Source organism: Saccharopolyspora sp. NPDC002578 (genome assembly GCF_053592695.1).
This window is the reverse complement of sequence record NZ_JBSFWJ010000001.1, coordinates 324,238-348,337: the sequence shown is the minus strand read 5'-3', so window position 1 is coordinate 348,337 and position 24,100 is coordinate 324,238. Positions and strand designations below refer to the sequence as shown.

Here is a 24,100-nt window from a genome sequence, read left to right as displayed (position 1 = left end):
TGGGTCTTCGACCCTGAGCGGTGCCTGGAATCCCTCGGCCGGAACACGCCCCTTCTGTAGGTAACTCTGGTGGGCGCCGACCTGTGCGCCCATTTCATGCACTGCACTTGGGAGGAGGTTCGGCCGGTGGCACTTGTCGACTGTGACCCGCTGATGAGGGTGACCTGGACAGACCCGGTGACGGGAAAGCACGGATACCTCGTCGTGCACACTCTGGTGTCCGGCCTGGCGACCGGCGGAACCCGGATGCGCGCCGGATGCACGATGTCGGAAGTGGAGGACTTGGCGCGGGGCATGGCCCGCAAGACCGCTGTGTTCGACCTGCCGGTCGGTGGCGCCAAGGGCGGCATCGACTGCGACCCCAAGGACCCCCAGGCGCACGGCGTGCTGCGCCGGTTCGTCGAGGCCATGCGCCCGTGGATCGACGCGCACTGGGTCACGGCCGAAGACCTGGGCGTGCCGCAGCACCTGATCGACGAGGTCTTCGCCGAGGCCGGGCTGGAGCAGTCGTACCACGCCGCGATCCGGCGGGCGCCGGACGTCGAGCACACGTTGCGCCGGGTTCGCGCCGGGCTCAACGCCCCGGTTCCCGGCGGCTTGCTGCTCGGTGATGTCGTCGGCGGCTACGGCGTGGCGCAGTGCTGCCTCGGCGTGGTGCACGCCCGCGGCTGGGGCCACGACAGCACGACCGTCGCGGTGCAGGGCGTGGGCACCATGGGCGGTGGCGCGGCTTGGTACCTGCACGAGGCCGGGCTGAAGGTCGTCGCCGTGGCGGACGCGGCCGGCTCGCTGTACCACCCGGACGGGCTCGACATCCCGGCGCTGCTGGACGCCAGGGACCGGTTCGGGGAGATCGACCGCGATCAGGTTCCGGCCGACGTGCAGCGGTTGCCCAGGGACGCGGTGCTCGCGGTCGACGTCGACGTGCTGATCCCGGCGGCGGTGTCCTACGCGATCACCCCGGAACGGGTGCCGCAGGTGGACGCCAAGGTGATCATCGAGGCGGCGAACACGCCGATCACCCCGGAGGCCGAGCAGCTGCTGGCGGAGCGGGGCATCCCTGTGATCCCCGACTTCGTGGCCAACTCCGGTGCCGTCGCGTGGGCGTGGTGGCTGCTGCTGGGCCGGGTGGACGCCGACCCCGTGCTCTCGTTCAGCGTGCTCCGCGAGGAGATGCTGGCGAAGATCCCGCCGCTGATCGCGGCCTGGGACGCGGAGGGCACCACTCCGCGGGTCGCCGCGCTGCGGCTCGCGGACTGGCAGACCGAGCAGAACAAGGTGGCCGAGGCGGAAGGGCGGTTGCTGGTCAGCATTCCGTAGCCCGCCGCGGTCGAAGCCGAAACGTGCGTGCCATCCCGTCAAGGGGTGGCACGCACGGGCATTTCAGGGAAATCGTCGAAATGGGGATCGGCGTTACATCGATCTCAGTCGGCCACGACTTCGGGTGACAAGTGTGTGACAACCCGCGTTCGGGGTGCTAGCGTTAGCCGTGGTTGCAGTTTTGGTTCCCACAAGTACTTGAAAGTGCCTGCGATACAAGTGTGGCGCAGGCGCTTTGTTGTGCCGGAGGCCGTTTTGGCTCGGGTGATCATCTCGGCGACTCGGGGGTTGACGCAGTGTCGGCCCTGGCCATCAGAAGTAGGAGTAAAGAGAATGGCTACCGGTACCGTTAAGTGGTTCAACGCTGAAAAGGGCTTCGGGTTCATCACCCCCGATGGGGGCGGTTCCGATGTGTTCGCCCACTACAGTGCGATTGACGCCACCGGGTTCCGCACGCTGGACGAGAACCAGCGGGTGGAGTTCGAGATCGCCCAGGGCCCGAAGGGTCCGCAGGCTTCTCAGATTCGCGGCATCTGAGTTCAGTCGACGCCGAGAGGCCCACGCCTGCCAGGCGTGGGCCTCTCGCATGTTCGTCGTGGATGTCGAAGCCCTCGCGGTAGGCTTCGCTCCCCGCTGATGTCGATCTCTGCGAGGTTCCGGGTGCCCCTTCGTGTGTTCGTCGCCGGTGCCACCGGCGTGGTCGGGAGGACCTTGCTGCCCAGGCTGCGGCAGCGAGGTCATCACGTGACGGCGCTGCTGCGCACCGCGGGGCGCGCGCAGGGCGTGCCCGGTGCCGACGAGGTCGTGGTGGGCGACGTGCTCGACCTGCCGCGGCTGCGCAAGGTGGTGCGCCACGCCGAGCCGGACGTGGTCGTGGCCCAGGTCTCCGGGTTCCGGGGGCCGGACTACGACGACGCGCTCGCCCGCACGGCGCGGCTGTGGGAGGACGGCACCCGCAACCTCGTGGCGGCCGCCGCTGAGGCGGGCGTGCGCCGGGTGGTGGCGCAGAGCATGGTCGCCGCGTACTGCCCGAACGGTCACGACGTGCTGGACGAGGACTCGCCGCTGTGGATCGACGCGCCGGGCCGGTGGGGCGAGGCGGTGCGCGCGGTCGCCGGTATGGAGAGCGCGGTCGTGGACCGGTCCGACCTGGAGGGCGTGGTGCTGCGCTACGGGTCGCTGTACGGCCCGAACACCTGGTACGCGCCCGGCGGGCTGGTGCACGAGCAGGTCCGCGGCAGTGCGCTGCCGCTGGTCACCGACGGCGTGGGGCTGACCTCGTTCACGCACGTGGAGGACGCGGCCAGCGCGGTCGTCGAAGTCCTCACCGCCGGCGAGACGGGCACCTACAACGTGGTGGACAACGAACCGGCGGAATGCGCGGAGTGGTTACCGGCCTACGCCCGGATGATCGGCGGTCCGGCGCCGTTGTCGTTGACCCTGGACCAGGCCAGGGCCCAGCTGGATTGGCTCACCGTGCACCGGCTCACCGAGCAGCGGGGCGCGACGAATTTCCGCCTTCGCGAGACGTTGGGCTGGCGTCCGGGGTGGCCGAGTTGGCGCGAGGGATTCGCGACGATGTTCGGCCTGTGGCCGGGCTGAGGTGAAGCACGACTTCGTGCTGGAAATGACGAGTGCTTATCTGCTCGATCCGGTTGCCCGGTTCGACCGGAACGTACTCGGAACTCGGGTGATCCGGTAGGGCCGAATGCCGCGTGCTGACCACGGTTAAGTGAAATCGGTTCCCGCTTTCACGAATTCCACCGGTGGCGTCCGAGCCGCCCAGTTCGTGGAAAGTTCCGGAAGGAACTTGTCCTAGGGATTCGGATGCGGTAGGCGGTCCGCATTCGGCGGATCGCCCTCGTCGGCGGCATCGTGCGAATGCAGCATCGGCGCGGGTGCCGCGAATCGGTGCGGCGCGCTGCGAGATCCGAGAGGGGAAGCGCTACTCCCGGTCGTAGTCCTCGTCTACGGGAACGTCGGTGCGCTGATCCGCGAGATCCGCCGGGTCGGCCTCGTCGACCGGATCGGTGTCGGACGTGACGTCCTCGGTGACCGGATCCTCGGCATGCCTGGCCTGTTCGGCGGCGTCGGCTTCGGGTGTTTCGGAATCCATGGCGCGATCCTTCCCACGACCGGGCGGCTCTGCGGCCAACCGTATCGGGCGCGGCGCGGTTCAGCTCCCGAGCGGCGGGAAGTCCGGTCGGCGGCGCTCGTGGAAGCTGCGCACGCCCTCGCGGACGTCGGGGCGGTCGAACGCGGCGATCATGCGGTTGTTCGCGTCGGCGCTCGCCGTCTCCAGCCCGCTGTCCAGGCCCGCGTAGATCTGCTCCTTGATCTCGGCCATCGAAGCGGGGGAGCACTCGGTGGCCAGCGAGTGCGCGTACTCCAGCGCGGCGGTCAGCACCTCGCCCGCGGGCAGCACCCGGTCGACCAGGCCCAGCGCGTGCGCCTCGCTGCCGAGCAGGGTGCGGGCGGAGAGCATCAGGTCCAGCGCGGTGCCCGCACCGACGAGCTTGGGCAGCAGCCAGGAGATGCCGTGCTCGGCGACGAGTCCGCGACGGCTGAACGCGGTGGTGAACTTGGCGTCCTCGGCGGCGAAGCGCACGTCGGCGAACAAGGCGGCGACCAGGCCGATTCCGGCCACGGGGCCGTTGATCGCGGCGATGATCGGTTTTCGGATCCGGATCGACAGCGAGACCGCCCGGTCGTCGCCGTCGTGCTCGGGTGCCGAGTCCAGCGCGGAGAGGTCCGTTCCGGCGCAGAATCCGCGGCCGGCACCGGTGACCACCACCGCCCGCACCGACGGATCGCCATCGGCCTTCTCCAGCAGGTCGAAGTAGCGCCGCCGCATGTTCGGAGTCCACGCGTTGAGCCGCTCCGGGCGGTGGAACGTCAGCAGCAGGACCGCGTCGCGGTGCTCGACCAGGATCTCATCGTCCTCCGGCACCTGATCACCTCCGTGGCGATTGCCCTCGGAAACTACCGAGCGGGACCAGGTGGTTCAACCGGGCAAACGAGCGACCCGAACTCGCCGCGAGCGATCACGACCAGTGATCGTCAGGTGCCTGCGTTGCGGTGCCCGCCATGCCCTCACCGACGATGTCGCGGCCGATGAAGTCGTGCAGGACCTGGCGCATCCGCTGAACCGATCGTTCCGGGCGGCCGGTGAGCACGCCGATGCCGAGTCCGTCGATCAGCGCCGTCAACCGCACCGCGAGCTCGTCCGCGTCACCCTCGGTGAACACGCCCTGCTGCTGGCCCTGGCGGATCGTCCGCTCGATCGTGTCGTGCCAGCGGGTGTAGGAATCGCCGTGCAGTCCGCGCAGCTCGGGGCGCAGCGCGCTCTCGTTCCACACCTGCAGCCAGATGGACCACTCGCGGCGCAGCCCCGGTGATTCCGGCAGTTGCAGCTCGACGAGCCGCAGCAGCCGCTGATGGGCGTCGTCGATGCTGTGCAGTTCGGCGACCTGCCGGTCGAAGGCCTGCCGGACCGAGTGCCGCAGTGCTTCGGTGAGCAGGTCGTCGCGGCCGGGGAAGTGGTAGTGGATCGCGGCCGCGCTCACCCCGCAGGCCTCGGCGATGTCGGCGACCCGGACGGCGTGGAACCCGCGTTCGGCGATGAGTTCCCAGGCCGCGTCGAGGATCTGCTGGTAGCGGTCCCCACCGGTGCGTTCCGGCGGGCGGGCCGCGCGGCGCGGTGCGGCGGCGACCGTCTCCGCGTCGTCCCTGCCGTTGATCAACCAGTTCACCGTCACCTGGCCGATCTCCGCGATGCGCGTCAGCTCGACCGGGGTGAAGCGCCGGACTCCGGTGAGCGACTTGGAGAGCTTGGTGGCGTCTAGACCGATTCGGTCGGCGAACGCCCGGTGGCTGTGCGGATATCCCGCCACGACCTCGCGGACCCTCGCGCGCAGCGCGGCGGGACCGGAGTCGGCGTTGTGGCCGGCGGGTGCGGATTCGGAGGTCATGGTGGTGAGCGGCTCGTCCGGGCGTCGCGGGATCGGGGGCGTGCAGTGGTCGGGCGCTTCATCCCCAGGACGGCCGGATCGGCCGTCCAGCGCCGTGACCACGCACGATCAGGACGCTACCAGCGCACCAGCACACCCCGAACGGTGTCGGCCGTCGGCCCGGCCATCGGCGGACGGGCCGGGCGGGTTCGGCCGGGGCGCTCGCCCCGACCACAACGGGCGTGGCGCAACCGGGACTCCGTCCGAGTCCTTAGCACCAGCGGTGATCGCCCGCGCCGCCCCCTCAGCTGCGCCGCCGCCGCCGGACACCGTCAGGATGTGAGGGTGATGGGAACAAGTGCCTCGCGGCTCGCCCAGCGGCCGACGCAGCGCTGGCAGGCACTGGTGGTGTGCCTGCTGGCGGGGTTCATGACCCTGCTCGACGTCAGCATCGTCAACGTCGCGCTGCCGTCCATGCAGCAGGGCCTGGACGCCCCGCCCGTCGCGCTGGGCTGGGTGGTGTCCGGCTACGCGCTCACCTTCGGCCTGGTGCTGGTGCCGGCGGGCAGGCTCGGCGACGACCGGGGTCGTGGCCGGATGTTCATCCTGGCGCTGCTGCTGTTCACCGCGGCCAGCGCCGCCGCCGGGTTCGCGCCGTCGGCGACCTGGCTGGTCGTGTCCCGGCTCGTGCAGGGCGTGGCGGGCGGCATGCTCAACCCGCAGGTGCTCGGGCTGATCCAGCAGCTGTTCCAGGGCAGCGAGCGGGCGAAGGCGTTCGGGCTGTTCGGCGCGGTGATCGGGCTGTCCACCGCGATCGGTCCGCTGCTCGGCGGGCTCATCATCGAACTCGCCGGGGACGAGCAGGGCTGGCGCTGGGTGTTCTTCGTGAACGTGCCGATCGGCCTGGCGGCGCTGGTGTTCGCCGCCAGGGTCCTGCCGAAGGCCGAGCCTGCCGACGGCGCTCGCAGCCTCGACCTGGTGGGCGTGCTGCTGCTCGGTGCCGCGCTGCTGGCGTTGCTGCTGCCCCTGATCGAACGGGAGAGCGGCAGCGGCGCGCCGTGGTACCTGCTGCCGGCGGCGCCGGTGCTGCTGGTGCTGTTCGTGCTGTGGGAACGCGGCTACCGCGCCAGGGGACGGGAACCGCTGATCGACCTCGGCCTGTTCGGCATCCGCAGCTACAGCTTCGGCACCGCGCTGGGCATGTTGTACTTCGCCGGTTTCACCAGCATCTTCTTCGTGCTGGCGCTGTACTTCCAGCGCGGACTGGGGTACTCGCCGCTGCAGGCGGGCCTGGCGATGACACCGTTCGCGATCGGCTCGGCGGCGTCCTCCGCGCTCAGCGGCAGGCTCGTGAACCGGTTCGGCCGCTCGCTGGTCGTGCTCGGCCTGGTCGGCGCGCTGGCCGGGCTGGTCGTGACGGACCTGCTGCTCGCGGGCGGTCCCGGCCACGTCGCCGGACTGCTGGTCGCGGGCCCGCTGCTGCTGGCAGGGGTGGGCAGCGGCCTGGTCATCTCGCCGAACCAGACCGTCACCCTCGCCAAGGTCGACTCCGCTCGCGGTGGCACCGCCGCCGGGATCCAGCAGACCGGGCAGCGCCTCGGCACCGCGATCGGCACGGCGACCGCATCGGGGCTGTTCTTCAGCGCGCTGGCCGTCGGCGGCTACGACGCCGCGATCTCCACCGGCCTGCTGGTCGCCGTCGGGTTCGTCGCGCTGGCCCTGCTGCTGGCCGTCACCGAACAGCTCATCCTGACGCGTCGTCGGTGACCGGGGCACCCGTGGCCAAGCGGGACTTGCGGTAGCCGTAGGCCAGGTAGATCACCAGGCCCAGCGCGAGCCAGACCGCGAACCGCACCCAGGTGAGCACGCTCAAGTTCGTCATCAGGTACAGGCAGGCGACGGCCGTGAGCACCGGCAGCACCGGCGACCACGGCATCCGGAACGGGCGCGGCAGGTCCGGTTTGCGGTGGCGCAGCACGGGAATCGCGATGGCCACGATGACGAAGCCGGACAGCGCGCCGATGCTCACCATGTCCGCGAGTTCGGCGATCGGCACGAAACCGCCGAGCAGCATCACCAGCACGGCACCGCCGATCGTCACCCGGTGCGGAGTGCCCCACTTCCGGTGCACCTGGGACAGCTTCGGCGGCAGCAGCCCGTCCCGGCTCATGGCGAAGCCGATGCGCCCGATGGTCACCAGCTCCACCATCATCACCGAGGTCAGCCCGGTCACCGCGCCCAGCGCGATGAGCGCCGCCACCCAGTGGGCGCCGACGGAGTGGAACGCGGCGGCCAGCGGAGCGGCCTCGTCGATCTGCGTGTAGTCGACCATGGCGCTGAGCACCAGCGCCACCAGCACGTACAGCACGGTGCACACCACCAGGCTGCCCAGCAGCCCCACCGGCAGGTCGCGGCGCGGGCGCTTGGTCTCCTCACCGAGGTTGGCCAGCGCCTCGAAGCCGGTGTAGGCGAAGAACACGATCGCGGCGGCCGTGAGCACGCCGCCGAACCCGTACATCGACTGCTCCATGCCCAGCGCCGCCGACACCAGCGGCTGCTCCAGGATGCTCGCGCCCTGCTCCGCGGGCTGCGATGGCGGGACGAACGGCGTGAGGTGCGCGCCGTTGAAGAAGAACAGCCCGGCGACGATCACCAGCACGCACACCGACACCTTGACCACGACCAGGGCGTTGGTCAGCCAGGACGACTCGCGGATGCCCAGGACGGCGACGACGGTGAGCACGCCGATGATCAGGATCGCGCCGACGTTGACCGTCGCGTCCTCGCTGAACCACTCCGGCGGTAGCCCGAGCAGGCTCGACACGTACCCCGACCAGCTGCGCGAGACCACCGCGGCACCGAGGGCGAACTCCAGCAGCAGGTCCCACCCGATGATCCAGGCGAAGATCTCGCCGAGCGTCGTGTAGCCGTAGGTGTAGGCGCTCCCGGCGGTCGGCACCGCGGAGGCCAGCTCCGCATAGCACAGCGCCGCGAGCGCGGCGACGACGCCGCCCACGAGGAACGCGAGGACCACCGCGGGCCCGGCGTGCTCCTTGGCCTCGATCCCCGCCAAGGTGAACACGCCGGTCCCGATGATGATGCCGATGCCGAAGCCGACGAGGTCGACACCGGAGAGCCGCCGAGCGAGGCCGCTGCGCTCGGTGCGTTCCAGCACGTCCTCGACGGGAAGGGTTCGCAGAACACTCACGGGACGGGACGGTAGAACGTCCCGGAGCCGAAAGCGAAACATCGCCCGCGGCGTGACCGAGCCGGTATCGGATCCTCACCCGCGCGCCGCCGATCGGGCCAACGGGTGCGGCGACCGGCGGACGCCACCGCCCCGGTCAGGCGACCACGTGCTCGGTGTCCCGGTTCCACACGCGGTGCCCGGCCAGGACCGCGGCGAACTCGGCCATGAAGCCGTCGGGCAGCGCACCGCCGGTGGCCGCGGCGGTCACGACGCCCTTGTCGGACACCACGCCGTCGCCTTCGCCCGCGTGGCGGACCTTGTCGACCCCGGCGCGCTGCAGCATCGCCAGGCCCTCGTCGCTGGCCGCGACGGGCTTCGCGTGCTTGAACGCCTCCGCGACGAAGTGCACCGCGTAGCCGTCGGCCGACAGCGCCCGCACGCTGCCGCTGCCGCCGGGCACGATGACCCCGTCGTAGAGCGCCGAGGACATCGTGTTGATGGCCCGATCCACCGGGACGTCGCTGTCGTCGGCGCCGCGCACGCTGCCGTCCCGGCTGCCGAGGACCTCGGCGGTCGCGCCGCGTTGGGCGAGCGCCTCGCGGATCTGGGCGACCTCGGCCTGATCGACCCCGTCGGAGACCAGCACGGCGACGGTGCGGGTGGCGATGGTGTCGGTGACCGAGTGGGACTGGCTCAGCGCGGGGGAGTGCTTGCCGTGGTTGGGCCCCGCCGCGGCCGGAGGGGGCGTGACGCCGACCCCTTCGGCGACGGCGATCGCGAGGTCGTGGTCGACCCGGTTGATCTGCTCCACGGCCGCTTCGCGCACGTGGTGGTGCTCGACCTTGCCGAGCTCGAACCGGAACGCGGCGATGATGTGGTCGCGTTCCCACGGCGCCATGCTGTTCCAGAACAAGGTGGCCTGCTGGTAGTGGTTCTGGAAGCTCTCGCTGCGCTGGCGGATCTTCGCGCCTTCCACCTTCTCCTGGTAGTGCTGGAAGGCTCCGTTGCCGGCGCCCGCGATGACCGGGCAGCCGCCGCCGAGGCTGTTGTTGGAGTAGCTGGTCTGCCCCTGGTGGATGCGCTGCTGCTGGAAGCCGTCGCGCTGGTTGGTGGAGACCTCGGCGACCGGGCGGTTGACCGGGATGTGGGCGAAGTTCGGCCCGCCGAGCCGGATCAGCTGGGTGTCCAGGTAGGAGAAGTTGCGCGCCTGCAGCAGCGGATCGTTGGTGAAGTCGATGCCCGGCACCACGTTCGCGGTGTGGAAGGCGACCTGTTCGGTCTCGGCGAAGAAGTTGTCCGGGTTGCGGTCGAGCACCATGCGCCCGACCGGGCGCACCGGGACCTCCTCCTCCGGGATGATCTTGGTGGCGTCGAGCAGGTCGAAGTCGAAGTCGTGCTCCTTCGACTCGTCGACGAGCTGCACGCCGAGCTCCCACTCCGGCCCGTTCCCGGCTTCGATGGCGTCCCACAGGTCGCGGCGGTTGAAGTCGGGGTCCTTGCCCTGCACCTGCTGGCATTCCTCCCAGACCAGCGAATGCGTGCCCAGCCGCGGTTTCCAGTGGAACTTCACGAAGGTGCCGGTGCCCTCGGCGTTGACGAAGCGGAAGGTGTGCACCCCGAAGCCCTGCATCATGCGGTAGCTGCGCGGCAGCGCCCGGTCCGACATCAACCACATGATCATGTGCATCGTTTCCGGTTGCAGCGACACGAAGTCCCACAACGTGTCGTGCGCCGACTGCGCCTGCGGGATCTCGTTGTGCGGCTCGGGCTTCACCGCGTGGACGAAGTCGGGGAACTTGATGCCGTCCTGGATGAAGAACACCGGCATGTTGTTGCCGACCAGGTCGTAGTTGCCCTCCGCGGTGTAGAACTTCGTCGCGAACCCGCGCACGTCGCGCACCGTGTCCGCCGAACCGCGCGACCCCGCCACCGTGGAGAACCGGACGAACACCGGGGTGCGCCGGCTCGGGTCGGTGAGGAACTTCGCCGCCGTGTAATCGGCGAGGCGATCGTCGTAGGCCTCGAAGTAGCCGTAGGCGCCCGCGCCGCGGGCGTGCACGACCCGCTCGGGGATGCGCTCGTGGTCGAAGTGGGTGATCTTCTCGCGGGCGTGGAAGTCCTCCAGCAGCGTGGGGCCGCGCGCTCCCGCGCTCAGGGAGTCGTCGGTGTGGTCGACCCGCACGCCCTGCTGGGTGGTCAGGTAGGTGCCGTCCGGATCCTGGCGCACACCGTCGAGTTGTTCCTGCTTGTCGCCGTGCTGAGAAGCCATGCCGACCTCCGGGAGCGGGTTCGCCTGCTCCCGGTGGGTGCCCGCCCCGGCGGGTCGTTACGCCTCGCTGCCTGTTTTGAGCTCGGCGTGAGTAGTGGGCCGCTCAGCGAAACCTCAGCTGCTTCCTCGCTGCGGGATCGATTTTTCGAGCGGCTCCGCCGCTGACAGGCAACGACCACAATGTCGCTCACCTGGGAAGACAAGCTCAAAGACGGGCGATCAGCCGAAGAAGGGCAGCTGGTGGATCAGTTCGGGTGCGCCCGCGATGATCAGGAAGTGGATCGCCCGCCCGGCGAGGCTCACCGCCAGGAAGCCGAGCAGCGGGAGGCCGGCCGCGCCGGAGAGGAAGCACAGGACGGTGAACGGGGGGAAGCTCGCGACGGCGCTGACGAACAGGACGCCGAGGCCCCACCACGGGTGCTGCCGGGTGCGGTCGTGGAACTTCTCCAGCCAGGCCGCCCAGCGCCCGCCCTTGCGCGCTTCGGTCATGCGGCCGAGCCGGGTGCCGAGGCTGAAACCGCCTCGCCCCGCCAAGTAGAACAGCGTCTTGCCGGTCATCTGGCCGATCGCGGCGGCCAGCGCCAGTGCCCACCAGTTCAGCCCGTCGACGCTGGTGAGGACGCCGACCAGGTAGAGCTCGATGTTGGCGAGCGGGAAGACGCTGCCCAGCAGGGCGGTTCCCGCGGTGGCCAGCAGCCATCCGATCATCGTGCGAGTCCCGGCCGCGTGCCGTCGGGTCGGGGGCGAGCGGGCATCAGGCGGTACTCCACGGAACTCGAACGGGGGAACGGGGCGACCTTACCGGGGTGTCCGGGCAGGTCATCGGGGGAGTGGGGCGGTGTGCGGTACGTCCTGTTCCGCGCGGTGGACGCCGGTCGCGACCGCCCTGGCCGGGTGGTGCTCCGCTCAGGGCTGCTCGTCGGCGTCCGGGTTCCAGGCCAGCAGGCGGACCCGGCTGACGGTGCGCAGGTGCCGGCGCATCGCGGTGCTCGCGGTGCGGGGATTGCCCGCGCGGATCGCCTCGGCGATGCGCTCGTGCTGGGCCAGCGACTTCGGCGGCCGGTTCGGCTGGCGCAGCGACTCCTGGCGGCTCTCGGCGATCTCGTCGGCGATGGTGCGCATGAACTCGGCGAGCATCGTGCTGTGCGCGGCGGCGGTGATCGCGGCGTGGAAGCGGCGGTCCCCGTCGCCGCCCAGCTCGCCGCGTTCGACCTGGGCGCGCATGTCGGCGAGCGCCGCGTCGATCTCCGCGACGTCGGCCTCGGTGCGGCGTTCGGCGGCGAGCTCGGCGAGCTTGGTCTCCAGGCCCTCGCGGGCGTCGAGCACGTCGGGAAGCCGGTTGCGGCGTGCCACCAGCTCGTCGACGGGCTCGCTGTCCAGGGTGCGTCGCAGCAAGTAGGTGCCGCCGCCGTGGCGGACCTCGACCAGCCCCTGCACCTCCAGCACCACGATCGCCTGGCGCACCGATGCCCGGCTCACGCCGAGCCGCTCCGCGAGCTCGCGCTCCGGCGGCAGCCGATCGCCGATTTCGAGTCCGGATGCCGCGACGTGCTCGCGCAACCGCAGCACGACCTGCTCGTAGAGCCTCGGTCGGGTCAACGGCCGCAGCGCGTCGGACACCTCATCCCCCGTTTCTCCGGAGATCGCGGAAAACCAGACTAGCAGCGGCGGGGCGGGTCAGTGGTTCTAGCACTGGACCACTTCGGCTCTTGACGCTCCATGCGTGGCAGCGCAAAGTGGTCCAGCCAGTAAACCACTGTGTCCGGTCTCACCCGAGGCGCATGGACGGTGAGGAGACAACGGTGTCGCCCGAGCTGATTTCCATCTTCGCGCTCGTGGCCTGCTTCGTGCTGGCCACGACGATGTCGGTGAACATGGGGGTGCTGTCGTTCGCCGCCGCCTTCGCGGTCGGCAAGCTCGCCGGCGGCCTCTCCGACGACGACATCTTCGCCGGATTCCCCGGCGATATCTTCGTGGTGCTGGTCGGGGTGACGTACCTGTTCGCCATCGCCCGCGCCAACGGCACGACGGATTGGCTGGTGCACTGGGCGGTCCGGCTCGTGGGCGGCAGGCTCGCGGTGATCCCGTGGGTGATGTTCGGGATCGCGGCGCTGCTCACCGCCATCGGCGCGGTCAGCCCCGCCGCCTGCGCGATCATCGCGCCGATCGCGCTGAACCTCGCCGCCCGGCACGGGATCAACCCGCTGCTGATGGGCGCGATGGTCGTGCACGGCGCGCAAGCGGGCGGGTTCTCGCCGATCAGCGTCTACGGCGTGATCGTGAACGGGGTCGTCGCCGACAACGGGCTGGCGGCCAGCCCGCTGGTGCTGTTCCTGGGCAGCTTCGCGGTGAACCTGGCCATCGCGGCGGTCGTGTTCGTCGTGTTCGGCGGACTGCGCACCGCCCGTGCCGACACCACCGCCGCCCCGGACGACTCCGCCGACGAGCCGGAGCGCCTGCGGCTCACCCGCGATCGGGTGCTGACGCTGCTCGGCCTGGCCGCGCTCGTCGTGTGCACCCTCGTGTTCGAACTCGACGCCGGGCTGGTGGCGATGAGCGTCGCGGTGGTGCTCACCGTGATCTCGCCGAAGACCGCGGCGAACGCGCCCGCCGAGGTCACCTGGCCGACGGTGCTGCTGATCTGCGGTGTGCTGACCTACGTCAGCGTGCTGCAGGAGATGGGCACGATCGACTACGTCGGGCACGCCGTCGCCGGGGTCGGCCTGCCGCTGCTGGCCGCACTGCTGCTGTGCTACATCGGCGGCGTCGTGTCGGCGTTCGCCTCCTCGGTGGGGCTGATGGGGGCGTTGATCCCGCTGGCGGTGCCGTTCCTGGCCACCGGCACGATCGGTCCGATCGGCATGGTGACCGCGCTGGCGGTGTCCGCCACGCTGGTGGACGTCAGCCCGTTCTCCACCAACGGCGCCATCGTGCTGGCCAACGCGAAGGGCGTGGACCGCGACGTCTTCTTCCGCCGCCTGATGATCTACGGCGGGGTGATCGTGGCCGTGGGCCCGCTTGTGGCGTGGCTCATTTTCGTCCTCCCCGGACTGGGGTGAAATGGAACCGAGCTCGGAGGTACGCATGGATCGCGCGATGGAGTTGTTCCCGACGCTGCGCAGGCCCGAGGGCAAGGAAGCCCTCCGGTTCGGTGCCCGCGCGCTGACCTATCCGGAGCTGGCCGCCGCCGCGGCGGGCATCGCCGAACAGGTCGGTTCCGCCCGGCGCGTCGCCGTGTGGGCGACCTCGGAGCTGGAGACCTGCGTGGCGGTGCTCGGCGCGCTCGCCGCCGGTGCGGCCGTGGTGCCGGTGAACCCGAAGGTGGGGGAGCGGGAACTCGCCCACATCATCGGCGACAGCGAACCGGAGCTGCTGCTGGCGGCGCCGGGGTTCCAGCCGCCGGAGGCGCTGGGGCGGGTTCCGGTCCGAGAGGTGGATCTCGCGCGCACCGGCAGTGAGCTGCCCCCCGAACCGAGCGAGGACGCGCCCGCGCTGATCGTCTACACCTCGGGCACGACCGGGCCGCCGAAGGGCGTGGTGCTGCCGCGGCGCGCGATCCGGGCGAACCTGGACGCGCTGGCCGACGCCTGGGAGTGGACCGAGCAGGACGTGCTGGTGCACGCGCTGCCGCTGTTCCACGTGCACGGGCTGATCCTCGGCACGCTCGGGCCGGTTCGGCTCGGCGGCACCGTGCGCCACTTGGGCAAGTTCTCCTCGCAGGCCGCGGCCGAGGAGCTGGCCGGGTCGGCGACGATGCTGTTCGGGGTGCCGACCATGTACCACCGGCTCGCCGACGACGCGGAATCCGATCCGGAGCTCGCGAAGGCGGTGGGCCGCGCGCGGCTGCTGGTCTCGGGGTCGGCGGCGTTGCCCGCCGTGGAGCACGAGCGGATCTCCCGGCTGACCGGGCAGCGGGTGGTGGAGCGCTACGGCATGAGCGAAACGATCATGAATTCGGGCGTGCGTGCTTCGGGTGACCGCAGACCCGGCTACGTGGGGCTGCCGTTCGACGGGGTGGAGATCAAGCTCGTCGACGACGCGGGCCGGGACATCGAGATCAGCGACGACGAGACGGTCGGGGAGATCCTGGTGCGCGGGCGGAATCTGTTCACCGGCTACCTCAACCGCCCCGACGCCACCGCCGAGGCGTTCGTGGACGGGTGGTTCCGCACCGGCGACGTCGCCACCCGCGCTCCCGACGGATATCTGCGCATCGTGGGGCGCAAGGCCACCGACATCATCAAGAGCGGCGGGTACAAGATCGGCGCGGGCGAGATCGAGAACGCCCTGCTGGAGCACCCTTCGGTCGCGGAGGTCGCCGTGACCGGGCAGGCCGATCCGGATCTGGGCGAACGCATCCTCGCGTGGGTGGTGCCCGCGGCGGACCCCGCCGACTCGGAGGCGACGGCGCGCGAACTCGTCGAGCACGTGGCTCGGCTGCTCACCCCGCACAAGCGTCCGCGTGAGGTGCGGTTCGTGGATTCCTTGCCGCGCAACGAGATGGGCAAGGTCATGAAGAAGGCGCTGCATGGGTGAGGTGGCCGGCGTGCGCGAGCTGATCGGCACCGTGTGCGAGGACTTCGAGGAGTTCGAGTCCCCGCGCGGTGCCGAGCGCACCTCGGCCGCGGACGGGCCGTTGGCGTGGCCCGGCTACGACGATCAGCGCCGCCGCGCCGCCGAGCGCACCGGCGCCGAGGAGTCGGTGCTGTGCGGGCACGGCAGGATCGGTGCGGACCGGGCGGTGTTCATCGCTTTCGAGTTCGGGTTCCTCGGCGGTTCGGTGGGCGAGGAGGCGGGCGCGCGGGTCGTGGCCGCGTTCGAGCAGGCGCGCGAACGCAGGCTGCCGGTGGTGTCCCTGGTCGCCTCCGGTGGCAGCCGGATGCAGGAGGGGATCCGCGCGCTGGTCCAGTTGCAGGCGATCGCGCGGGCTTGCCTGCTGACCAGGCAGGCCCGGATTCCGCACATCACCGTCCTGCGCAACCCGACGACCGGCGGGATGTGGGCGTCGCTGGCGGCGGGCGCGGATGTCGTGCTCGCCGCACCGGAGGCCGCGGTGGCCTTCGGTGGCAGCCGGGTGCGCAGCGCCAGCGAGACCGGTGAGCCGTTCACCGCGGAGGGCAAGCTCGCCGACGGCCAGGTGGATCGCCTGGTCCCGGACGCGGAGCTCCCCGCCGTGCTGGCCCAGCTGGTCGGCCTGCTGCACCCGCAACGCCTGGTGCGTCCGCCCGAGCCGGCCGAGGTCCCGGCACCGTTGCGCGAACCGGATCAGGTGCGACCGGGTGCGGACAGCGGGTGGGACGCCGTCCGGCGAGCGCGGGCCGCCGACCGCCCGCACGCGGCGGACTACCTGGATCGCTACTTCACCTCCCGGTTCGAGCTCAGCGGGGACCGTGCCGGCGGCACGGACTCGGGAATGCTGTGCGGGATCGGCGAGCACGACGGCCGCCCCGTCGCCTACGCCGCGCAGGCGGGAACGGCGAACACCCCGGCCGGATTCCGCACCGCGGCCCGGCTGGTCCGGCTGGCCGATCAGCTGGGCCTGCCGGTGCTCACCTTGGTCGACACACCGGGTGCGGCCAACGACGCCGAGGCCGAGCGCGCGGGTGCCGGAGCCGCCATCGGGCAGCTGTTCACCGCCGTGGCCGAAGCCCGCGTGCCGATCACGACGCTGGTCATCGGCGAGGGCGGTTCCGGCGGCGCGTTGGCCCTGGCGGCACCGGAGTCGACCTGGATCACGGCGGACGCGTACTTCGCCGTCATCGCGCCGGAGTCGAGCGCGGCGATCCTCAAGCAGCCGCCGGAGCAGGTCCCGGAGCTCGCCCACCGGCTCAGGCTCCGTCCGCGGGACCTGCTCGAACTCGGCTTCGTGCAAGGCGTGGTCCCGCCGGGCTGAGGCGCGCCGAGCCCGATGTGCACCGAACTCAGGAGCGCCGTGCTCGGCCAGGGCCGTGCGGCGACGTCGTGCGGGCTGGGCGGCGTTTTGGTGTGCCGCGCGGTCGAGCGATGCGGGGGCGAGAACGGATGTGCTGAGCGGAGGTCCATGCGTTCGACTCTGCCCGTTCGAACACCTGTGCGCCATCGCTGGATCGTGTGATCGCGGAGAGGTCCGGCTCGTCAGGTCCTGGCGGGTCGCCCGGCGCGAGATGTGATGGTCATCCCCTACCGGATCACTCGATGGTCAGGTTAGCCTAACCATACAGGCGCGAGTCAATCTCAGGTACGGCTCGCGTCGCCGAGGGGAAGGGCAAGATGGACCGCAGGGGGATCAGCGGCCGGACCGCGGTGGTGACCGGTGCCGCCCACGGTATCGGCTCCGCGGTGGTGCACGCGCTGGGTGAGCTGGGTGCGACCGTCGCCGCCGTGGACGTGGACGCCGACGCGCTCGCCGAGGTCGTCGCGACCGGCGCGGGCGAAGGGCGCCACGTCCTGGCGTGCCCCGCCGACGTCGCCGACGCCGCCGCGGTCGAGTCCGTGGTCGAACGGGTCGAGTCGGAGCTGGGCCCGGTGGACCTGCTGGTCAACGTGGCGGGCATCCTGCGCCCCGGCACCGTGCAGGACCTCGCCGAGGACGACTGGCACCGCACGTTCGCGGTCAACACGACCGGCGTGTTCCACCTGTGCCGCTCGGTGTCGAAGCGGATGATCCCGCGCCGGCGGGGCTCGATCGTCACGGTCGGCTCCAACGCGGCGGGAGTGCCGCGGCACGGGATGGCCGCCTACGGCGCCTCGAAAGCGGCCTCGACGCTGTTCACCAAATCGCTGGGCCTGGAGCTCGCCGAACACGGCATCCGCTGCAACGTGGTCTCGCCCGGTTCGACCGACACGCCGATGCAGCACCGGCTGTGGGATGAACGCGGCGCCGAACCGGTGATCGCCGGCTCGTTGGAGACCTACAAGACCGGCATCCCGCTGCGCAAGCTCGCCACGGCCGAGGACGTCGCGGAGGCGGTCGTGTTCCTGCTCTCCGACCAGGCCGGGCACATCACGATGCACGACCTGTACGTCGACGGCGGCGCGACCCTGCGCGCCTGAGCCGCCCGACACCCGCCCGCACGGAAGGCACACATGACCACCGACAGCGATACCACTCTGCGCGGAGGATCCGACGATCTCGGCGAGCGGCTGAGCCCGGCCGAACTGCTCGCCGGGTACCGAGCCGGTTCGTCGTTCTTCTTCGCCTCGCCGCGCGGCTCGATGCTGGCGCGCGGCGTCGACGCCGTGGTGCCGAAGACGTGCTCGGGGGGACGGCGGCGGTTGCCGGAGCGGGTCGCCGAGTTCCTGCGCCACGCCGAGGAGTTCGGCCGGGTGAACCCGATGGTCGTCGGTGCGGTGCCCTTCGGCGAGAACCTGCCCGCGCACCTGGTGCTGCCGAGCGAGACGCGCCGAGCCGAGCCGCTGACCGCCCCGGAGACCCCGCCCGACCCGCCCCGGCTGGACTACCGGCTCAAGCAGGTCCCGGCGCCTGCCGAGTACGAGCGGGCGGTGGAGCGGGTGCTCAAGCGCCTGCGCGACGGCGAGATGAGCAAGGTCGTGCTGGCGCGCTCCCTGGAGCTGACGACGTCGGAGCCGATCGACCCCGGCGTGATGCTGCGCAACCTCGCGGGCGCCGACCCCGGTGGCTACACGTACGCCGTGGACCTGCCGAGCCGCGGCGAGGACGGTTCGCGCGACGCCTTCGGCCCGCGGCCCGCGCTCGGTCGCACGCTGCTCGGGGCGAGCCCGGAACTGCTGGTGTCCCGGGACGGCGTGCGGGTGCGGGCGAACCCGCTGGCCGGGTCCCGGCCGCGCAGCGACGACCCCGTCGAGGACCGCCGCCGCGCCGACGAACTGCTGCACTCCGGCAAGGACCTCCGCGAGCACGCCGCCGTCGTCGAAGCCGTCGTGGCGGCGCTGCGCCCGCTGTGCCGCGACCTCGTGGTGCCGGAGCGCCCCTCGGTGGTGCACACCGCCGCGATGTGGCACCTGTCCACCGACATCACCGGTGAGCTGGCGGACCCCGATACCTCGTCGCTGCAGCTCGCCGTGGCGATGCACCCGACGCCCGCGGTGTGCGGCACGCCGCCGCAGGACGCGCGGGTCGCCATCGCCGAGGCCGAACCGTTCGAGCGGGGCTTCTACACCGGCATGGTCGGCTGGTGCGACGCCTCCGGGGACGGCGAATGGGTGGTCACGATCCGCTGCGCCGAGATCGAGGACACCTCACTGCGGTTGTACGCGGGCGCCGGAATCGTCGAGGGCTCCGAACCGGCCGACGAGCTGGCCGAGACCTCCGCGAAGTTCCGCACCGCGCTGTCGGCCATGGGCTGGTCCGACGCGCTGTGACGCCCGCCCGCCCCGAACGAACAGGAACGACGATGCTGCCCGGATGTCCTACCTGGCCGGAAGAGGCCGCCGCCCGCTACCGCGAAGCCGGTTACTGGCGCGGTGAGACCTTCGGCGCGATGCTGCGCGCCCGCGCCGCCGAGCACGGCGAGCGGACCGCGATCGTGGACGCCGCGCGCTCGGTCACCTACGCCGAGCTCGACGCCCGCGCCGACCGGCTGGCCGCCGGGCTGCGCGAGCTCGGCATCGGCGCGCAGGACCGGGTCGTGGTGCAGCTGCCGAACATCGCCGAGTTCTTCGAGGTGTGCTTCGCGCTGTTCCGCATCGGGGCGGTGCCGGTGTTCGCGCTGCCGTCGCACCGGCTCACCGAGGTCGCGTACTTCTGCGAGTTCAGCGCGGCGGCGGCCTACATCACCTGCGACGTGGAGGCCGGGTTCGACCACCGCGCACTGGCCGCCGAGGTCGCGGCGAAGGTGCCGGGGCTGCGGCACGTGCTGATCGCGGGCGATCCGGGGGAGTCCGGTTTCCGCCCGCTGTCCGGGATCGGCGCGGATTCGTCCGATGTGGACGGTCCGGGCCCGGGTGACATCGCGTTCCTGCAGCTGTCCGGTGGCAGCACGGGCGTGCCGAAGCTCATCCCGCGCACCCACGACGACTACGCCTACTCGTTCCGCGCCAGCAACGAGATCTGCGGCGTCACCGCGGAGACCGTCTACCTGGTGGCGCTGCCCGCCGCGCACAACTTCCCGATGAGCTCGCCGGGCGCGTTCGGCGTGCTGCAGGCGGGCGGCCGGATCGTGCTGGCCCGCAGGCCCAGCCCGGACGAGGTCTTCCCGCTGATCGAGCGGGAACGCGTCACGCTGCTGGCCGCGGTGCCGCCGCTGGCGCTGGTGTGGCTCGACGCGGCGGCGAACACCGAGCACGACCTCTCCAGCCTGGAAGTGCTGCAGGTCGGCGGCGCCAAGTGCAGCGAGGAGGTGGCGCGGCGGGTGCGCCCGGTGCTGGGCGCCACGTTGCAGCAGGTGTTCGGGATGGCCGAAGGGCTCGTCAACTACACCAGGCTCGACGATCCCGAGGACGTCATCGTCAGCACCCAGGGACGCCCGATCTCGCCCGACGACGAAGTGCTCGTCGTCGACGACGCGGACGAACCGGTGGCCCCCGGCGGCACCGGGCACCTGCTGACCCGCGGTCCCTACACGATCCGCGGCTACTACCGGGCCGAGGAGCACAACGCGAAGGCGTTCACCCCGGAGGGCTTCTACCGCACCGGCGACGTCGTCCGGTTCACCGCGGAGGGCAACATCGTGGTGGAGGGGCGCGCGAAGGACCAGATCAACCGGGGCGGCGAGAAGGTCGCCGCCGAAGAGGTGGAGAACCACCTGCTCGCGCACCCGGCCGTGCACGACGCCGCGGTGGTGTCCATGCCCGACGACTACCTCGGCGAGCGCACCTGCGCCTTCGTGGTGGCGCGCGGGACGCCGCCGAAGCCCCGGGAGCTGATCAAGTTCGTCCGGGAGCGGGGGCTGGCCGGCTACAAGGTGCCCGACCGGGTCGAGTTCGTCGACCGGTTCCCGCAGACCGGCGTGGGCAAGGTCAGCAAGCGCGACCTGCGCGAGGCGGTGCAGCGCGAACTGGTGCCGGAACTCGAACGTCGTTGACCGGCCGGTCGATCCCGGTGAAGCCCGGCCGGACGGCGGCCGGGCGAGTGAGCAGGACAGGAGGACGTGCAGGTGGGGTTGCCGACGATCGCGCCGTACCGGGTCCCGCGGCAGGACGAGCTGCCCGCGAACCGGGTGGACTGGCGGCCGGACGCGAGCCGCGCCGTGCTGCTGGTGCACGACATGGAACGCCACTTCGTGGGCGTGTTCGAGCCCGACGCGGAACCGCTGACGGAGGTCGTGCCGAACATCCGCGCGCTGGCGCGGCAGGCCCGCGCGTCGGGCGTGCCGGTGGTCTACTGCGCGCAGCCCAGCGGCCAGACGCCGCAGCAGCGCGGGCTGCAGCTGGAGTGGTGGGGGCCGGGCGTGTCCGACGCTTCGCAGGAGGCGATCATCGACGAGCTCGCGCCCGAACCGGGTGACGTGCACCTGACGAAGTGGCGCTACAGCGCGTTCCAGCGCACCGAGCTGCGCGAGATGCTGCGCGGCTGGGGCCGGGACCAGCTGATCATCACCGGGATCTACGCGCACATCGGATGCCTGATGACCGCCGCGGAGGCGTTCCAGCAGGAGGTGCAGGCGTTCCTGGCCGCCGACGCCGTCGCGGACTTCTCCGCCGACGACCACCGGATGGCGGTGCAGTACGCGGCGAAGCGGTGCGCCGTGGTCGATTCGACGCAGCGGCTCGCCGCCGACCTGGCGTCGCAGCCGTCCGCGGTCGCGTGATCGGCTCGGAGAGGCGGCCCCGCCGCTGACGACCGCCGGTGGATCGGGCAGGACCGGGCTTCGCCGAAGCCGGGGAAGATCGGGTGCAGGAGGAGAAGATGAGCGCGAAGCTGACCTTGGAGGGCGTGCGGGCCGACGTGGCCGAACTGCTCTACGAGGACCCGGAGGAACTCACCGACGAGGAGAACCTGCTGGACTGGGGGCTCGACTCGGTGCGGATCATGAGTCTGGTGGAGCGCTGGCGCACCCGGGGCGTGGAGGTCACGTTCGCCGACCTCGCCGAACGGCCCACCTTGGCGGAATGGTGGACCGTCCTCGAACCGAAGGCTTGATCCTCGGCTCCTTGCCGGTCTTGGCCTGAGCTGCGGGTCGGGTGGCGGGTTCTCAACGGTTTCCTCGCTGCGGGATCTTTTTCCAAGTGGCTCCGCCACGAGGGAAAAAGCTGTCCTCGCGAGGAAACCGCTGAGAACCCGCGGGTGGTCGGCTTGCTCGGGCTGGTCACCGCTCGGCGGCTTCGCCGCTGACAGGACAACGACCACCAACGCCGCCCACCGTGGAACGGCAAGATCAAAGGTAGGTGGTCAGCGGTTTCCTGGCTGCGGGCTCATTTTCCGAGCGGGAACGACGAGAAATGCCGTCCTCGCGAGGACAGCCGAGAAACCGCGTGCCGGGCGCTGCTCGGCGGCTTCGCCACCGGTGGTCGAGGACGTGGGCCGGTGCCTCAGCTCGGGTCGTGCAGGAGCCGTTTCAGGCGGGCCGTGATCGTGGGGCGGCGCCAGTCGTGGGTGGCCAGCAGGGTCAGCAGCACCTCGTGGACCTCGATGTCGTCGCTGCCAGCCGGGCCGTCGGCCAGCCGCCACAGCAGCTCCGGGTCGCGTGCCGCCAGCACCGCGCCGCGCAGTCCGGTGATGAGGTCTTCCCGCTCGTCGCGCACCGCCGGTGCCTCCGAGGAGGGCAGCAGCGCGCCGCGGTGCAGTTCCAGCGCCGCATCGAGCCGTCCCGCCCGCAACGCGGCGCGCAGGTCCAGGAAGTCGGCGTCGACGTCCGCGGCGAGCCGGTACGGCTTCGTGTGCACCACGTCGTGGCCCAGCTGGGTGCGCAGCCGGTGGATCTCCGCGCGCACCGTCACCGGATTGCCCTGCTCGCCGTGCAACGCGAGGGCCAGCTGCTCGGCGTTCACGCCGTCCGGGCGCAACGCCAGCACGGCCAGCAGCTCGGCGCGGCGCGGGCTCAGCGACACCTCTCGGCCGCGGAGCTCGGCGACCGGGCGCGAGGTGAGGAAGCGCAGCCGCAACGTCGGAGCCCGCCGCGCCGGGGGCTCCGGTGCGGTGACCGCGGTGGCCTGCCGCGGCGCGCGCAGCAGGTAGCCGTCGTCCAGCGGCTCGATCAGGGCCTCCCGGCCACCGAGCAGCAGCGTGCCGTCCGGCCGGTCCAGCTCGACCCGCTCCGGGAGCCCCAGGTCGCCCGGCTCGGCGGCGATCACCCGGCCCGACGAGCTCAGCAACGCCCCCGGCTCACCGCGCAGCGAACGCAGCACGTCGCGGTGCCGCTCCCGCAGGCGGTCGTCGCGCCGCGCCATCCAGTCCCGCAGGGTGCTCTCGACGAGCGTCGCCGCGGCCGAGACCAGCGCGGGCAGCGCGGGGTGCATGGTGTGCAGCGGACCGCTGAGGTCGATCGCGCCGAGGATCCGCCCCGTCTCCGGGTCGTGCACCGGCGACGCGGCGCAGGTCCACGAGTGGTAGCGGCGGACCAAGTGCTCGGCGGAGTGGATCTGCACCGCGCGGCCGGTGGCCAGCGTGGTGCCCATGGCGTTGGTGCCGATCGAGGACTCCGACCAGGTGGTGCCTTCGGCCAGGTGGACCCGGTCGGCCGCCCGGCACACGTTCGGATGGCCTTCGCGCCACAGGATGTTCCCGTCGGCGTCGGTGACGATCATGATGTGCGTGGTGCCGTCGGCCGCGTCGAGCAGGGTGCGCCGCAGCAGCGGTACGCAGGCCGCCAACGGGTGCGCCGCGCGGACTTCGGCGAGCCGGTCGGAGCCGAACACCACCGGCGGCTCCCACCGCTCCGGGTCGACGCTGGCGGCCAGCGATCGGCGCCACGACTCGAACACCACCGGGCGCGGCGCCTGCGGAGCGCGCTGGCCGGAGAGCACGGCGCTGTGCACCCGCCGCAGCAGGCGGGCCCGTTCCACCGGGTCGGCCGGGGTGTCGTCGGTGCGCTTCATGACTCCGTACTCGCTGCGAGGACTGGGCGGCGCCACCCGCCGCCGGTGCGGTGCGGACGCGGAGTCCGCCGGAGACCTGCCGCGGCACCTGGTCGAACCGTCCTGACCAGGTGCGCGGATGCCCGGACGCCACGGTGAGCCAGCGTCTTCTCCTCTCCAGCCGAGCGCCGAACCCCGGCATCGCCGCGAAGCGGCAACGGTCCGCTTCAAGATCCGGATCCGCTACGGTACCGAACGGTGCTGAGGCGCTCGCGCTCGGAAAGCCGCTCGGCCGGTGCAGCCGAGCGCGCCCGATCGGACCATCCTGGACCGTGACGCAGGCAACAGGCAACCATGGTCACTCCGTTGCCGTCCGCCGCCGCTGCGCCGCGAGGCGTCGGCAACGTCACTGCAACGTCGCCGTCCGTAGCTTCCCGACGACACCGCACAACGTCG

Annotated in this window: 20 protein-coding genes; 12 read left to right on the top strand and 8 right to left on the bottom strand. The window is 71.5% G+C overall.

The annotated features are described in order from the left end of the window. Positions 1-96 precede the first annotated feature (96 nt). From ACWD38_RS01560 to ACWD38_RS01550, 3 genes are all read left to right on the top strand, one after another. Positions 97-1,320 (top strand): Glu/Leu/Phe/Val dehydrogenase dimerization domain-containing protein, encoded by a 1,224-nt coding sequence (locus ACWD38_RS01560; protein ID WP_450123096.1) that lies wholly within the window; start codon positions 97-99, stop codon positions 1,318-1,320. A gap of 333 nt (positions 1,321-1,653) precedes the next feature. Continuing rightward, complete coding sequence (locus ACWD38_RS01555; protein WP_184479414.1) at positions 1,654-1,857, top strand: cold-shock protein; 204 nt, start codon at positions 1,654-1,656, stop codon at positions 1,855-1,857. Positions 1,858-1,980: 123 nt separating this feature from the next. After that, complete coding sequence (locus tag ACWD38_RS01550) at positions 1,981-2,922, top strand: NAD-dependent epimerase/dehydratase family protein (protein ID WP_450123088.1); 942 nt, start codon at positions 1,981-1,983, stop codon at positions 2,920-2,922. Positions 2,923-3,265: 343 nt separating this feature from the next. Here the strand turns inward: ACWD38_RS01550 and ACWD38_RS01545 are convergent, their stop codons facing one another. From ACWD38_RS01545 to ACWD38_RS01535, 3 genes are all read right to left on the bottom strand, one after another. Further along, the gene (locus ACWD38_RS01545) at positions 3,266-3,436 is read right to left on the bottom strand and encodes a hypothetical protein (protein WP_184479412.1); all 171 of its coding nucleotides are present in this window, start codon (positions 3,434-3,436) and stop codon (positions 3,266-3,268) included. Positions 3,437-3,496: 60 nt separating this feature from the next. Continuing rightward, positions 3,497-4,270: an enoyl-CoA hydratase-related protein gene (locus tag ACWD38_RS01540; RefSeq protein ID WP_450123087.1), complete on the bottom strand. Its 774-nt coding sequence runs from the start codon at positions 4,268-4,270 to the stop codon at positions 3,497-3,499. 94 nt (positions 4,271-4,364) lie between these two features. Further along, positions 4,365-5,291 carry a TetR family transcriptional regulator C-terminal domain-containing protein gene (locus tag ACWD38_RS01535; protein ID WP_184479410.1) on the bottom strand — a complete coding sequence of 309 codons (927 nt, stop codon included), beginning with the start codon at positions 5,289-5,291 and terminating at the stop codon, positions 4,365-4,367. Positions 5,292-5,618: 327 nt separating this feature from the next. On the opposite strand from ACWD38_RS01535, the gene ACWD38_RS01530 reads away from it, so the two are divergent. Continuing rightward, positions 5,619-7,037: an MFS transporter gene (locus ACWD38_RS01530; protein ID WP_184479409.1), complete on the top strand. Its 1,419-nt coding sequence runs from the start codon at positions 5,619-5,621 to the stop codon at positions 7,035-7,037. Here the strand turns inward: ACWD38_RS01530 and ACWD38_RS01525 are convergent. From ACWD38_RS01525 to ACWD38_RS01510, 4 genes are all read right to left on the bottom strand, one after another. Continuing rightward, the gene (locus ACWD38_RS01525) at positions 7,015-8,478 is read right to left on the bottom strand and encodes an amino acid permease (RefSeq protein ID WP_184479408.1); all 1,464 of its coding nucleotides are present in this window, start codon (positions 8,476-8,478) and stop codon (positions 7,015-7,017) included. The genes ACWD38_RS01530 and ACWD38_RS01525 overlap by 23 nt on opposite strands. 136 nt (positions 8,479-8,614) lie before the next feature. Next, positions 8,615-10,729 carry a catalase gene (locus tag ACWD38_RS01520; protein WP_184479407.1) on the bottom strand — a complete coding sequence of 705 codons (2,115 nt, stop codon included), beginning with the start codon at positions 10,727-10,729 and terminating at the stop codon, positions 8,615-8,617. A 219-nt stretch (positions 10,730-10,948) separates the two neighbouring features. Further along, positions 10,949-11,437, bottom strand: coding sequence for a VTT domain-containing protein (locus tag ACWD38_RS01515; RefSeq protein ID WP_450123086.1), 489 nt, complete (start codon positions 11,435-11,437; stop codon positions 10,949-10,951). A gap of 198 nt (positions 11,438-11,635) precedes the next feature. Continuing rightward, positions 11,636-12,349: a FadR/GntR family transcriptional regulator gene (locus tag ACWD38_RS01510; RefSeq protein WP_450123085.1), complete on the bottom strand. Its 714-nt coding sequence runs from the start codon at positions 12,347-12,349 to the stop codon at positions 11,636-11,638. A gap of 182 nt (positions 12,350-12,531) precedes the next feature. Here ACWD38_RS01510 and ACWD38_RS01505 point away from each other — a divergent pair, with 182 nt between their 5' ends. From ACWD38_RS01505 to ACWD38_RS01470, 8 genes are all read left to right on the top strand, one after another. Further along, the gene (locus tag ACWD38_RS01505; protein ID WP_450123084.1) at positions 12,532-13,788 is read left to right on the top strand and encodes an SLC13 family permease; all 1,257 of its coding nucleotides are present in this window, start codon (positions 12,532-12,534) and stop codon (positions 13,786-13,788) included. Between the two features lie 25 nt (positions 13,789-13,813). After that, complete coding sequence (locus ACWD38_RS01500) at positions 13,814-15,265, top strand: acyl-CoA synthetase (protein WP_184479403.1); 1,452 nt, start codon at positions 13,814-13,816, stop codon at positions 15,263-15,265. Then, the gene (locus ACWD38_RS01495; protein WP_450123083.1) at positions 15,258-16,622 is read left to right on the top strand and encodes a carboxyl transferase domain-containing protein; all 1,365 of its coding nucleotides are present in this window, start codon (positions 15,258-15,260) and stop codon (positions 16,620-16,622) included. The genes ACWD38_RS01500 and ACWD38_RS01495 overlap by 8 nt, the downstream gene beginning before the upstream one ends. 356 nt (positions 16,623-16,978) lie before the next feature. Then, complete coding sequence (locus tag ACWD38_RS01490; RefSeq protein ID WP_450123082.1) at positions 16,979-17,761, top strand: 2,3-dihydro-2,3-dihydroxybenzoate dehydrogenase; 783 nt, start codon at positions 16,979-16,981, stop codon at positions 17,759-17,761. Positions 17,762-17,794: 33 nt separating this feature from the next. Further along, a complete protein-coding gene (dhbC, locus tag ACWD38_RS01485) occupies positions 17,795-19,051 on the top strand; it encodes an isochorismate synthase DhbC (protein WP_184479400.1) in 1,257 nt (418 codons plus the stop codon). A gap of 32 nt (positions 19,052-19,083) precedes the next feature. Beyond that, positions 19,084-20,712 (top strand): (2,3-dihydroxybenzoyl)adenylate synthase, encoded by a 1,629-nt coding sequence (locus tag ACWD38_RS01480; protein WP_184479399.1) that lies wholly within the window; start codon positions 19,084-19,086, stop codon positions 20,710-20,712. 72 nt (positions 20,713-20,784) lie between these two features. Continuing rightward, on the top strand, positions 20,785-21,438 hold the full coding sequence (locus tag ACWD38_RS01475) for an isochorismatase family protein (protein ID WP_184479398.1): 654 nt from the start codon (positions 20,785-20,787) through the stop codon (positions 21,436-21,438). 98 nt (positions 21,439-21,536) lie between these two features. Further along, positions 21,537-21,770 carry a phosphopantetheine-binding protein gene (locus tag ACWD38_RS01470; RefSeq protein ID WP_184479397.1) on the top strand — a complete coding sequence of 78 codons (234 nt, stop codon included), beginning with the start codon at positions 21,537-21,539 and terminating at the stop codon, positions 21,768-21,770. 389 nt (positions 21,771-22,159) lie between these two features. On the opposite strand, the gene ACWD38_RS01465 is transcribed toward ACWD38_RS01470, so the two are convergent. Continuing rightward, positions 22,160-23,665 (bottom strand): GAF domain-containing protein, encoded by a 1,506-nt coding sequence (locus tag ACWD38_RS01465; RefSeq protein WP_450123081.1) that lies wholly within the window; start codon positions 23,663-23,665, stop codon positions 22,160-22,162. Positions 23,666-24,100: the final 435 nt, after the last annotated feature.